Origin of the sequence: Alkaliflexus imshenetskii DSM 15055, assembly GCF_000517065.1 — a bacterium.
GTDB classification, from domain to species: domain Bacteria; phylum Bacteroidota; class Bacteroidia; order Bacteroidales; family Marinilabiliaceae; genus Alkaliflexus; species Alkaliflexus imshenetskii.
On the sequence record NZ_KI912105.1, the window covers coordinates 451,369 to 464,489 of the forward strand.

The 13,121-nt window shown below is 43.3% G+C and carries 11 protein-coding genes; 1 reads left to right on the plus strand and 10 read right to left on the minus strand.

The genetic code is table 11. The features are described 5' to 3' along the window. Positions 1-83: 83 nt before the first annotated feature. From ALKIM_RS0102015 to ALKIM_RS17270, 3 genes are all read right to left on the minus strand, one after another. Positions 84-974 carry a polyphosphate kinase 2 family protein gene (locus ALKIM_RS0102015; protein ID WP_218916651.1) on the minus strand — a complete coding sequence of 297 codons (891 nt, stop codon included), beginning with the start codon at positions 972-974 and terminating at the stop codon, positions 84-86. A gap of 192 nt (positions 975-1,166) precedes the next feature. After that, the gene (locus tag ALKIM_RS0102020) at positions 1,167-1,775 is read right to left on the minus strand and encodes a lysine exporter LysO family protein (protein WP_026473200.1); all 609 of its coding nucleotides are present in this window, start codon (positions 1,773-1,775) and stop codon (positions 1,167-1,169) included. A 35-nt stretch (positions 1,776-1,810) separates the two neighbouring features. Next, positions 1,811-2,089, minus strand: coding sequence for a LysO family transporter (locus tag ALKIM_RS17270; protein WP_052345234.1), 279 nt, complete (start codon positions 2,087-2,089; stop codon positions 1,811-1,813). A gap of 575 nt (positions 2,090-2,664) precedes the next feature. Between ALKIM_RS17270 and ALKIM_RS19740 the strand changes: the two genes are divergently transcribed. Beyond that, entirely contained in the window at positions 2,665-2,997 is a 333-nt protein-coding gene (locus tag ALKIM_RS19740) for a hypothetical protein (RefSeq protein WP_157363719.1), read from the plus strand. Positions 2,998-3,125: 128 nt separating this feature from the next. On the opposite strand, the gene ALKIM_RS0102030 is transcribed toward ALKIM_RS19740, so the two are convergent. The 7 genes from ALKIM_RS0102030 to ALKIM_RS17285 all read right to left on the minus strand — a co-directional run bounded on the left by ALKIM_RS0102030 (position 3,126) and on the right by ALKIM_RS17285 (position 13,108). Continuing rightward, the gene (locus ALKIM_RS0102030) at positions 3,126-4,838 is read right to left on the minus strand and encodes an alanine/glycine:cation symporter family protein (RefSeq protein ID WP_026473201.1); all 1,713 of its coding nucleotides are present in this window, start codon (positions 4,836-4,838) and stop codon (positions 3,126-3,128) included. A gap of 369 nt (positions 4,839-5,207) precedes the next feature. Next, a complete protein-coding gene (locus ALKIM_RS19040) occupies positions 5,208-6,380 on the minus strand; it encodes a glycosyltransferase family 2 protein (protein ID WP_084555771.1) in 1,173 nt (390 codons plus the stop codon). Between the two features lie 109 nt (positions 6,381-6,489). Continuing rightward, positions 6,490-7,794 carry an APC family permease gene (locus ALKIM_RS17280; protein ID WP_044117686.1) on the minus strand — a complete coding sequence of 435 codons (1,305 nt, stop codon included), beginning with the start codon at positions 7,792-7,794 and terminating at the stop codon, positions 6,490-6,492. Positions 7,795-7,809: 15 nt separating this feature from the next. Further along, a complete protein-coding gene (locus ALKIM_RS0102045) occupies positions 7,810-9,933 on the minus strand; it encodes a Tex family protein (RefSeq protein ID WP_026473202.1) in 2,124 nt (707 codons plus the stop codon). Between the two features lie 43 nt (positions 9,934-9,976). Continuing rightward, positions 9,977-11,215, minus strand: a complete 1,239-nt coding sequence (locus ALKIM_RS0102050) for a DEAD/DEAH box helicase (RefSeq protein ID WP_026473203.1) — start codon at positions 11,213-11,215, stop codon at positions 9,977-9,979. A gap of 82 nt (positions 11,216-11,297) precedes the next feature. Beyond that, positions 11,298-12,482 (minus strand): class I SAM-dependent rRNA methyltransferase, encoded by a 1,185-nt coding sequence (locus tag ALKIM_RS0102055; protein ID WP_026473204.1) that lies wholly within the window; start codon positions 12,480-12,482, stop codon positions 11,298-11,300. Between the two features lie 17 nt (positions 12,483-12,499). Next, a complete protein-coding gene (locus ALKIM_RS17285) occupies positions 12,500-13,108 on the minus strand; it encodes a 3'-5' exonuclease (protein ID WP_044117687.1) in 609 nt (202 codons plus the stop codon). Between the last annotated feature and the right edge of the window lie 13 nt (positions 13,109-13,121).

A 13,121-nucleotide genomic window follows, 5' to 3' on the forward strand; every position in this document is an offset into this window, starting at 1 on the left:
ATGCAGAATTACCAGTATCATTGAACCTACTGGTAATTCTGCATACCAATTCAAGTATCACCTGGCAATTTGTTGTTTCGGCACTATTTCTCCTTTTCCAACCTTTTACGTGCATCTTCCAATCGATCCAGGTCTTCCTGGCTCATCTTAGGATAGTGCAATGGCAGCTCATTTAGTTTATTCATTATAATATTGCTCACCGCCATACGCATAAACCATTTTTTATCGGCAGGAATCACATACCACGGGGCATAATCGGTACTGGTGTTAGATAACAACTCTGAATAAGCATGCATATATTTATCCCAGTGCTGTCGCTCTTCCACATCCGATTTTGAGAACTTCCAGTTTCGGGAAGGATCCTCGATACGTCTCATGAATCGTTTTTTCTGCTCTTCCTTTGAAACGTTGAGAAAAAACTTTAAAATGACGGTTCCGTTTTCGTGCAGGTGACGCTCAAACGAGTTAATCTGCCTGAAACGTGTTTGCCAAAACGCCTCATCTACATGCATGGGATCTTGCACATCCGGCAGTTGCTGTTTTAAAAGAAATTCGGGGTGAACCCGCACAACAAGTGCTTCTTCATAATAGGAGCGGTTGAAAATACCAATCATACCACGTTCGGGTAACCGCTTATAAATCCGCCACATATAATCATGATCGAGCTCTTCGGCTGATGGGGTTTTAAAACTAACAACCTGGGTTCCTTGCGGATTTACACCTGACATCACATTCTTGATGGTTCCATCCTTACCTGCAGCATCCATGGCCTGAAATAATATCAGAACAGAATATCGGTTATGGGCATACAACTTATCCTGCAGCATACGCATCATCTCTATATTGGATGCCAATTCTTCGGCTGCTTGCTGTTTATCAGCCAGTCCTGCCGAATATTCTGTAGAAAAATCTGATACTTTAACGGTTGCCCCCGGGCTAACTAGCAACTTTTGATCTAAATCCAATCGAATCATAACTTGAAGTTTTGTTGATAAAAGAATTACTTCCTGCATCAGAAAGAAGAAATTGAGGTAGCGTATAATTGGCCGAAAACGGAATTTCCGCAAAACAGAAAGATAGGCAATGGCACTTTTGGCGCACACAAAAGCGCCACCAATCTCAACAAGTTAATAAATTCCTGAAAAAAATAAAAATAGATGTTACCGTTAACCAAACACTGTAAGCAGAAAAGGAACAAGAAGAGGAACAAGCAATGACAAAACAACACCTGTAAAAATAGCTACTACAGAAAGGTCTTTACCTGAATAACGAACAACCACCGGAAGTGTGGTATCCATTGCTGTTGCACCGCCTGCGGCAATGGTCGCATATCGGCCGAAAAACCTAACCAGAAGTGGTGCAAATGCCAACGTTAATACTTCGCGGATGATATTGGCAAGCAACGCTACAACGCCAAGCTCCTGACCACTCATCTGGGCAATTAAAACAGCCGACAACGAATAGTAACCGAAACCTGCGCCTACCGCCATTGCTTGTGCCACACTTATATGATATAGCCAATAAGAGACCACTGCGGTGGCCGATAGCGAGCCAACTATTACTGATAGTGGCACCAGAATCACATGCCAGTTTATCCTTTTAAACAGTGACCGAAAGGATGGATCACTGCCTACGCTAATCCCAACAATAAACATCAACAAGTATAGAGCCCATGCTGAAAGGTCAGACTCAACAAACCAAATGGGCAACTTCAGGAAATAGGCGATGACTATACCAACAACAAAATAGAGTAATATCAAAAGACTGCTTTTCATTACCTGCGTATGATAAAAACATTGTAAAAAAAAGATCACATCCATCGCTTAAAAGCAAGGGTAACCAATCGAATAGTTACCAGACTTCCTGTTAAAGCGGCTAAAGCCAATACCAATGCCTGAAACCCCAATGTTGGTATATTGTCGATAATGGCAGCATCACTGCCCACCGAGATGCCAAGAAAAAACAATAACACGTAAACGGCCCACATCATAAGTCGATTGCATATGTGATGAATTTTCGGTTTTCCGAGAAGCATACGACCCACAATGATTCCAACCAAAAACAACCCAAGTACAATAAGAATGCTCATAATAAAGAGTTAATCATCATAAAATTTCAGACTCTGACAAATGATATGGCAAAATAAAGAATGTTTGGCCAGAAATAAAACCCATGCCATAGCTACTGCAGGAATATTTACATCGAACCATATCCAACTTAGAAAAATCTATTGGTAAAACTTTAAATGGTAACAAGATTAAAACCTTGTAAGACTGATTGTATCATACAGAAGCAAAACACATTGGAAGTCACAGACAACCGAAAATTCCAATGTGAATATTTTAACCATGGTATATCAAAAAGCCTGGACGAAAAATCTGGTGATTCCTGAGAAATAAAGCACCATTACCTGATATAATGAAATTGTTGCAACGTTTTAAAAAAACTGCATCCTATAAAAAGGAATGATATTTGTTTACATCATTACACAACATTTAACCTAAATTGACGTTTTTAGTGAACCAATAGAGTCAAAGTTCGTTTTAATATCCGGAATCAGCATAGCAAGGATTGTCCAGTGCATTTATGGCAAATCGCTAAGATCTAACCGGCAAGGTATTATGGTACACTCAAAACTTAAATGCAACCATAATTGTCGAACAAATGGATGAGATAAAAATATTTAAGGTCCTGGCTTATCTTCTAATAATTGTAATTATAGCTCTGTGCAACTCAGGAAAAGACAGCACTCCTCCTGCTTTACTTGATATGAATGAGTCGATATACCCACTTGATTATAACAAAACATTAAAAGCCGGCAGAGAGCCGGTTTCAACGCACTCCCTCCATGCACATCATAAAGATAGTACGCATCAATTGAACCATTCAATGCTGAAAAATCTTTATAGCCCCTCCCCGTCAGATTCTACAATGCAATTTATCATCACGCTTCAGCATCTTTCCTCCCCTGTTTCCATATTAAATTACCCACAATAAAATCTGATCCGGTCTGCATTTATCTTAAACTGGAAAATAGTAATAAAGCTATAATAGTAAAGAATCAAAATGCCATAGCAATTAATCTCCACGTTGAAAAAATAATAAGACCAAAATTTAAGCTATAATTAATATTTTGGTGGATTTTCATCGGGAAATCTGTCTGCATACTCCTGCCAAAAACTCTTGACTTCACGTTTCACCTCCTTATGCAAGGCTAATAGTCCAATCAAGTTTGGAATGGTCATCAGTGCAATTGTAATTCCGGAGAGAACCCAAATAATAGAAGTATCAACAAATGAAGCAAAGAAAAACCCGATCACATAAAGGATTTTATAATAGATGATTGATTTAATGCCAAATAAGTAGGTCATTGCGCGTCCGCCATAATAGCTCCACGAAATAGCAGTGGAAAAAGCGAAAAGCAAAAGTCCAATAGAAACAATATATTTTCCGTATTCGCCGAGCCAACTGCGCGAGAAAGCTATGGTTGTAAGTGGGGCACTGTGCATAAGAGATTCACCAAAAATCCGGATATTGTCGCTCTGAGTAATTCGACCTCTTACCACTTGTAGCTCACCGGTAAAAGGAGAGCCTCCTTGTGCAACCTGAACATTTTCAGCCAGCGAACGGGAATGAATCATACTGATTTCATCTACAATTCGGCCATTATCGACAGAAAGGGTACCATTAAACAGAGGCAATGAGTTTTTACCATGTACATGATTAAATAGTTTTGCGCGTCCATCTTCAGAAGTATCGTCATAAATTCCGTGTACAACTTCCAAATCGGCCATTTGAAACCTATTTTCATGCTTTTCCATCCAAACCCCTGAAGCGAGAAGCGTCATACCGGTAAGCATACAAATGATGATTGTATCAATAAAAGGCTCGAGCAATGCCACAAGACCTTCGGATACAGGCTCATGTGCACGAGCGGCGGCATGAGCAATGGGCGCAGAACCCTGACCGGCTTCATTGGAGAACAATCCTCTGTTAACGCCTCGATTAAAGGCAAATGCCACACTCGCTCCCAGAAAACCACCTGTGGCCGATGCTCCGGTAAAGACATCTGAAATTACTGCTACCAATGAAGGAAGTATATTTTCATAATTGTAACAGATAACCAGCATTGCCCCAACAAAATAGATTATGGCCATAACGGGCACCAAAGTCTGTGTCACCTTAGCAATGCGCTTAATGCCACCTACAATTACAAACGCCAACAATACCGACAGTATGGCACCTGTGACCACATGTGGAATGGAAAAAGTTTCCCACATGGAGTTGGATATGCTATTGATTTGCGGCAGATTACCTGTACCAAACGAAGAAAGAATGGTGGCCACAGCAAACAGCACAGCCATCCATTTCCCGACGTTCAACCACTTACCTGATGAAAGTTTGATATTCAACCGAGATTTCATGTAATACATTGGCCCACCGGCAATGGAGCCATCCGAAGCCTTCTCTCGATATTTATGTGATAGCGTTACTTCCACAAACTTGGTTGTCATACCAATCATCGCCGTCATCAGCATCCAAAACAGTGCAGCAGGCCCCCCCAAATGCACGGCAAGCGCCACACCGGCAATGTTTCCGGTACCAACGGTGCCCGATAAGGCGGTTGTCAATGCCTGAAAATGGCTGGTATCTCCCTCATCACCCTCTCTGTCGAACTTTCCGCGAACAATTTTCAGCGCATACTTAAAAAAACGAATTTGCGGAAAAACAAGATAAACAGTAAAAAAAAGACCTGTACCTAAAAGAAGGTAAACAAACCATTGGGAGCCTCCTATATAAGCATCCAGAAAAGAAAGAAAATCGCTGACTCGTTGCATAGAAACCAATTTAGACGAATAAAAACAAACACATCCTGACCTTGCATTGTAAAACAAAACAATAAGCAGAATCATCAATATGGAAGCAGTAAATCACTAAATACCATCAATAGATTTCAAATATATAATAAAAATAGAGATATACTCACATTTTATTACATAAGAGCGCGCAAACAGGGGAAGACAGAACGGGGAATTACTCAATTCATAGTGTGCTTACCTGTAATATTTTAATCAGAGAGACTCTTGAAACTTAAACTGAGAGACAAAATATATGTAAAAATCAGTTCAATAGAATGGAATGCACCAATTCATCATAAAACCTTAACTATTATGCCCTTCGCAAAGATTTCCGGCAATAAATAAGCACTAATCATGGAGAGAAAACAGTGGCGTATTGGTGGATGCTGAAAGCGGAAAAAAAAGTTCATTACGATCGGGTGAGAGCCACAAAAAGCCTTTATAACGATTTTGAGATTTTTCAACCATGTCGATTGCTTGTGACGGGGCAACACTGCTTAAATCTATAACGGCGAAGACAGAATTCGGAAATACAGTCAAACCTTCTGTTGAAGGACAGACCACACTATGCTTTAGAGGCGCAAAAGACTGTAATTCAGGAATTAAATCATTTGAAAGAACCGTATAACGATCAATCCTTGGAATATTTATTTGTTTAAACCGACCCATTTTAAGTAGGCTGGCTAACCAACTTACACCTATCATCATATACGTTAAGCCATTGATAAGGTGCTTAAGCAAGATTTCGCGTTTCCGCTTAAAATGCAGATTGTAAAAAATCCGCATGGCAGAATAGAAGATTTTTAAATAACGATAATTCTTCAAGGTGCTTTCACCTTTGAAATGCACAATGACTATGGAAGGATTGTAAACTACCCGATATCCGGCTTGTTTAATGCGCCAGGAGAAATCGATATCCTCTCCATACATAAAAAAAAGCTCGTTAAATCCACCACAGCGCTTAGCAACGTCAGCGCGAACCACCATGAAAGCACCTGCTAACACATCAATATCATGCGCTTCATCAGGAGAAAGATGCCCCAAATAGTAACCTGAAAACAGAGCCGATTTAGGAAAAAGGGCCGTTAATCCTGTAAGGCGGAAGGCAGAGCGCCACAACGTAGGCAGCCCTCTTTTTGATTCTGGCAAAAACAAGCCATTGCCATCCAACATTTTCACACCCATTGCGCCGCAATCGGGATTAGCCAGCATATACTCCAATACATTGTCGACCATACGCTCAGATACAATGGTATCCGGATTAAGAAACACAAAATAATCTCCCTTAGCAACAGCTATCCCCTGGTTACAGGCTCTTCCAAAGCCAACATTTTCGTTATTGGCCAGCAGCACCACATTTGGATATTGAGAATTGAGAAAGCCTAACACATCTTCGCTGCTGTTGTTGTCGATCACAATAACCTCAAACTTCTCAGAACTGTTCTGCATCAACGAATGCAAACAAAGCTTAAGAAAAGCCAGAGAGTTATAACTCACTATAATTACTGACAAATGTGGCATCAAAGAGATCTTAATCGTGAACGTACTTGATATGGATAATCATTATACTCATTAAAGTAATAACGGAAAAATTCACCAGAATTGTAGAAAGGATGAGATAAAAAATGCGTTAGCGCTGTTTGCGTTTGATTACGGTATTCGTAACCCAAAAAATCAGTGACAAAACCATTAAAAACAGGCTCATCCCAATCAGTTCCGCCTTTTCAAGATTAGACAAAAACCAGAGAATGATCAAAACTGATATCATCGGAATTACAACACCACCGGGAACCCTAAAAGCGCCTTTGGATCTGGTTGAGATTTTGCGCAATCGAAGTACCGAAAATGCCACACCCATATATACGAGCAAAATAGATGCACCGGAGATGATTGCCAACTGACGAAATCCACCAAAAATTGCCATCGACAGGCCGATGCCTGCATAAACCGCAATAGCCATATAAGGTGTTGCAAATTTTTTATGAACTCTGGCAAGTAAGGGAAAAGGTATAACTTTATCACGTGCAGCGCCAAAGAGCACACGTGGCATGCTCAACAATTCACCACTCATATATCCAAACATCGACACCGCAGCACCTGCTGTCATAATTGCAAGCCCCCATGGACCAAATACATGCTGTGCCACTTCAACGAGCGGCGCGTCACTAAACGCTGGCAAAGAAGAGCCCAAAACGCCTTGCGCTACGGTCTGTATAAGTATATAAAGCGTGAGAATGCCCAAAATGGCAATGAAAATGGCACGCGGAATGGTGCGTTGCGGATGCTGAACCTCACCGCTCACGGCAAGAGCCGATTCTCCGCCCTGAAAAGCAAAAAACAGGATTAGCGCCATCTGACCAATCCCAGTGATGGAAGGCGTAGTATCCCACTTAAGATTATCTATTGACACATCGGCCCAGCCAATAATAACCAACAGTAACAACGGTGATAGTTTGGCAATGGTGGTGATTTTTATAAGACCTATGCCACGTTTTACGCCCCTGATGTTGATGGCGGCAAGTAGGCCAAACACAACAACAAAAAACAATATGCGTATCACAGGTATGGCAAACACCGGAAAAATACGAGCCAGAAGATCGACCAAAGCATTGGCCACTGCGGCGTCGGCAGCCACGCAGGAACCAATAAAAAGTGCGGAAGTAACGAAACCGGCATATCTTCCAAAAGCGGCCTCAATATAGGCATAAGCTCCACCGGAAGAAGTCACGATGCTGCCCGCTTCGGCAAAACAGAGCATTATTAGAATCACCAAAATGCCACAAAACAGATATGCAAGGATGCTGGCAGCACCAAGTCCAGCAGCCACAATGGCCGGCAGCACAAAAATTCCGGCACCTACTATTATATTGATGATGTTGGCACTCAGCCCCCATACCCCTATCTCGCGTTTTAATCCTTCGTTGGTACTCTCCATGCAAACTGTTTTTGGCTACGCAAGTTTCATAGTTAGCTGAACTCTTTTACGAGCCACATCCACTTCAAGAACCTTAACCTGAACATGTTGATGCAGAGAAACAACCTCGTTGGGGTCAGAAACATATCTGTCGGCAAGCTGACTGATGTGCACGAGTCCATCCTGCTTAACACCCACATCCACAAAAGCCCCAAAGTTGGTAATATTTGTAACGATGCCCGGAAGCACCATGCCCTGACGCAAATCTTCAATCGTGCGTACATCGGGTGAAAACTCAAAAACTTTGATGATTCGGCGCGGATCACGGCCTGGCTTCTCAAGTTCCGAAATGATATCAGTTAAGGTAGGCATTCCAACCTTATCGGTCACATATTTTTTGAGGTCAATACGCTGTCGGAGTGCCTTATCGTTTATTAAATCAGACACACTACAGTTTAAATCTTTGGCCATCTGTTCCACTATAGGATAAGACTCAGGGTGCACGGCTGAGTTGTCCAACGGATTCTTGGCGCCGCTGATGCGCAAGAATCCTGCACACTGTTCAAACGCTTTGGCACCCAACCGCGGCACTTTGGTCAACGCTTTGCGTGAGCTAAAGGGGCCATTTTCAGCTCTGAACTCCACAATGTTTTTTGCCAATTGGGGACCAAGACCAGAAACGTAAGTAAGTAAATGCTGACTTGCGGTGTTTAACTCCACACCCACCAGATTCACACATGACTCTACTACCTGATCGAGCGATGATTTCAAGTTGTTTTGATCCACATCGTGCTGGTATTGCCCCACACCTATTGATTTGGGATCAATCTTCACAAGCTCTGCAAGCGGATCCATCAAACGTCGGCCAATGGAGACAGCACCGCGCACTGTCACATCATAATCGGGAAATTCATCACGAGCTGTTTTGCTGGCACTGTAAACCGATGCGCCATCCTCACTCACCACAAACACCTGCAAATCTCGGTTGAAACGGATGTTACGGATAAAAGATTCTGTTTCGCGCGAGGCGGTTCCATTACCAATGGCAATGGCCTCAATCTTATATGCTTCTACCAGTGAATCAATTTTTTTGTATGCCTGCTTGGTATCGTTTTGTGGCGGATGCGGATATATGGTTTCGTTGTGCAGCAAGTTTCCTTGTGCATCGATACAAACCACCTTACACCCGGTTCGAAATCCGGGGTCAATCGCCAGCACCCGCTTCTGCCCCAAAGGCGGTGATAACAACAACTGACGCAGGTTGGCCGCAAATACCCGAATGGCTTCTGATTCGGCTTTCTCACGAACAGCACTACCGACTTCATTCTCGATTGATGGCGCCAACAAACGCTTATAAGCATCCTCCACAGCCATCTCCACCTGCTCAGCGGCAGCATTTCGACCTTTCACAAACAAACGCTCCAGACGCTCCACGGCCTCATCGGCATCCGGAGAGACAGATACTTTAAGAAATCCCTCCTTCTCGCCACGGCGCATTGCCAAAAGACGGTGAGACGGGCATCGTTTGATGGGCTCAGAAAAATCGAAGTAGTCCCGATACTTGGCAGCCTCCTCCTCTTTTCCTTTCACCAGTTTGGAAGAAATAACAGCCTGGCGTTCAAACAAAATCCTTGTTACCTCACGGGCTTTCAGATCCTCATTGACTCTTTCGGCAATGATATCACGTGCACCCTGCAGAGCCTCCTCCACGTTGGGTACCTCATCGGTAAGAAACGCCACTGCACGGTTCTCCACATCTCTTTCCTGCTGTAACATAATGATGTCAGCAAGAGGTTCCAGTCCGCGCTCTTTAGCTTTTACAGCTCGTGTTTTTCGCTTTGGTTTATATGGAAGGTACAAATCTTCAAGTTCATTGGCATCCCATGTGCCTTCAATTTTCTTTCTTAGTTCATCGGTCAACAATCCCTGTTCCTCAATGGTTGAAAGGATGGTTTCCCTTCTCTTCTGTATATCCTGTAGTTTAGCGTAACGTTCTTTTATGTTGCCAATCTCAACCTCGTCAAGGCTGCCTGTCATCTCTTTTCGATATCGGCTAATAAACGGAATGGTTGCACCCTCGTCGAGCAGCGATATGGTATTGACAACCTGTTTGAGTGAAATATTTAACTCTGTTGAAATTAAAAGTGCGTAATTCTGCATGTTTAAAGACAATTAACGTGACCCACCATCGGGATGAAAAAAATTAATGCGACGCTCTTCCGTTGCCCTTTTTACGTGAAAACTGCTTTTTACCTCCGCCACCTTGCCTGAAGGGTTTACGTTTGCGTGACAAATCCGGGTTGTACTCCGGCCCCGGGTCAAAATCTGCCGGCAAAGGAGCTTTGTAAACAGTTGTTTCGATCAACTTCTCAATGAGCGCAAACTTCTCCTGCTCCTTATCGTTTATGAAGGTAAGCGCCACACCTGTTGATTTGGCCCTTGCTGTGCGACCCACTCTGTGCACATAATCTTCTGCATCGCCCGGCACATCGTAATTGATAACCAAATCGATGCCATCTACATCAATTCCTCTGGCGATGATATCTGTAGCAACGAGGATTTGTGTTTTCCGATTACGGAAATTTAGCATTACTGCTTCCCGTTCAGCCTGTTCCAAGTCGGAATGAATAGCCTCTGCAGGCATACCTGCCTGGCGTAGCGATTTGTGAATCTCCTTTACTTTAAGTTTTGTAGATGAGAATATCACCACACTTGTTAAATCTTTCCCCTGAATAAGCGACTTAATGAGTGGAATCTTTTGAGTATCATAAACAAGATAAGCTGCTTGCAGAATACCTTCGGCAGGCTTGGATATGGAGATACTAATCTCTTGTGGGTTATTAAGCAACTTCTGCGACAAATGTCTGATTTTTGGTGGCATAGTAGCCGAAAAGAGCAGTGTTTGACGCGCGGTAGGTAATGTTTTCACAATCTGCATGATGTCATCATGAAAACCCATATCAAGCATACGATCGGCCTCATCCAGAATCAGATGCTTCAGGTTCAGAAACTTGAAGTAATCCATGGTGAGGTGTTGAATTAACCTTCCCGGCGTGGCAACTACCACGTTGGCACCAGAGATAAGGGCTTTTTTCTGCTGCTCCCAGAGTCCGGCGTCGTTGCCGCCATACACAGCAACTGAGGTAACCGGCAAAAAATACGAAAAACCCTGTAATTGCTGGTCAATCTGAATGGCAAGTTCACGTGTTGGTACTAGTACAAGGGTGGTTGTGTTCTCCCCAGTTGCGTCAATCAACTCATTGAGTACCGGCAGCAGGTAAGCTGCCGTTTTTCCTGTTCCGGTCTGCGCACAGGCTATCAGGTCATTGCCCTCCATAATGATGGGTATAGTCTGCTGCTGAACAGGAGTCGCTTCATCGAAGCGCATGGCATCCAATCCTTCCAGGATCTCTGCTTTAAATCCAAACTCGGTAAATTTCAATGTACCTTGGTATTAATATTTTTTAAATAAATCGATTAGAAAAGGAGCAATCACCACTGCTTATAAAAAATAACACAGCGACTTACTCCACAAAAAGCACCAATCCCTTCAGATACTCTCCTTCGGGATGGTAAATACTGACGGGGTGGTCAGCAGGCTGTTCCAACTGGTGTAAAATTTTCACATTACGTCCGCTACGTGCGGCAGCGGAAAACACTGTGGTACGAAAAGCATCGCGCGACACCACCTGCGAGCATGAAAAGGTGAAGAGGATACCACCCGGCGCTATTTGCTCCAAGGCTTTTGAATTCAACCGCTTATAACCCTGCAGGGCGTTTTTCACCACATTCATGTGTTTGGCAAATGCAGGTGGATCAAGCACCATTAAATCATATTTGTGTTTTGATGATTCCATGAAACGAAATGCATCCATTGCAAAAGCCTCGTGACGGTTGTCGCCAGGGAAATTCAGTTCCACGTTTTCGTTGGTAAGTTGTACGGCCCGCTCCGAACTGTCAACAGAATGTACCATGGAGGCACCACCCCTCATGGCATAAAATGAAAAGCCTCCGGTATAACAAAACATGTTGAGCACAGAACGACCTTTGCTGTATCTCTCAAGCAGTGCGCGATTGTCACGTTGATCCACAAAAAAACCTGTTTTCTGGCCTTTCTCCCAATCTACATTAAACTTTAATCCGTTTTCGAGCGCAATACGTGTAGAGCTTCGTCCCCAAATAAATCCATTCTGAGGATCCACATCGGCTTTAAAAGGCAGCGTACCTTCAGATTTCTCATATACGGCGGTTAAAGCCTCGCCCAACACAGAGCGCATGGCTTTTACCAGCGTTTCGCGTAAGCGATACATGGCCACTGTATGCATCTGCACCACGGCAGTTGTATCATACATATCAACAATCAACCCCGGCAACCCGTCGCCCTCACCATGAACAAGGCGAAAAGCATTGGTATGCGACGAACCGGCCAAGCCGGCTATTTTACGCAGGTTCCAGGCAGCTTCAATTTTACGACTCCAGAAGTTGTCATCTATTACTTCATCACGGAATGTTATCACACGCACGGCAATGGAGCCTATCTGATAATGGCCATAAGCCAGAAAATTGTCATGAGCATCGTGAACGGCAACCAAATCGCCCTCTTCAAGATTTCCGCGCACGTTTTTCACAGCGCCCGAGAAAACCCAGGGGTGAAATCTTTTTAAGCTTTGCTCCTTACCGGGCTTTAAATAAATTATGGGTATTTGCATAAAAGAGAGAGAGATATCTAATTTCGATAATGAAGCGGTTTAATTCTAAAGTCAGGCTCCAGGCGCATAAGTTCTTCAAAGATGCGCAAAGCCACCCAGGCATCGGTAGCAGCATAATCAATCTGACCGGAAGTGAGCATATCAGCCTCCCAGTTTGAGAGCCGCTGACGCTTTGATATGCGCACGTTTAAAACAAGACCGGCCAGAGCTTTCAGGCTAAAGACATCAATTCCAAAACTCTTAACCATGTCCTGAAGTTCAATAAACTTAGCAGGTTTAAAGCGGGCCAGTTTATTGAGTCCACGCAAGTCGTCGCGAATGCCGACACCCACTTTAACCACTTTAGGATTTTCGAGCAGGCGCACCAAGTCGGGAGAAAAACCTGTTTTATTCAGCCTGAAAAGAAACGCAGCATTTGGCGTAGAGAGTTGCATCAAAGAGATATGATTGGCCTCCCCTTTCTTAAACGATGGTCGTGTTTCGGTGTCAAATCCAAGCACCTTTTCCGCTCTAAGTAGTTCTACAATTTCGGAAACCCTCTCCGGATCTTCTACAACCGTGATTATGCCGGTAAACTGACACAATGGCAATTCTCCTATAGCCTCTTTACTTATGCTGCTATCCATTCAAAAAAACTTA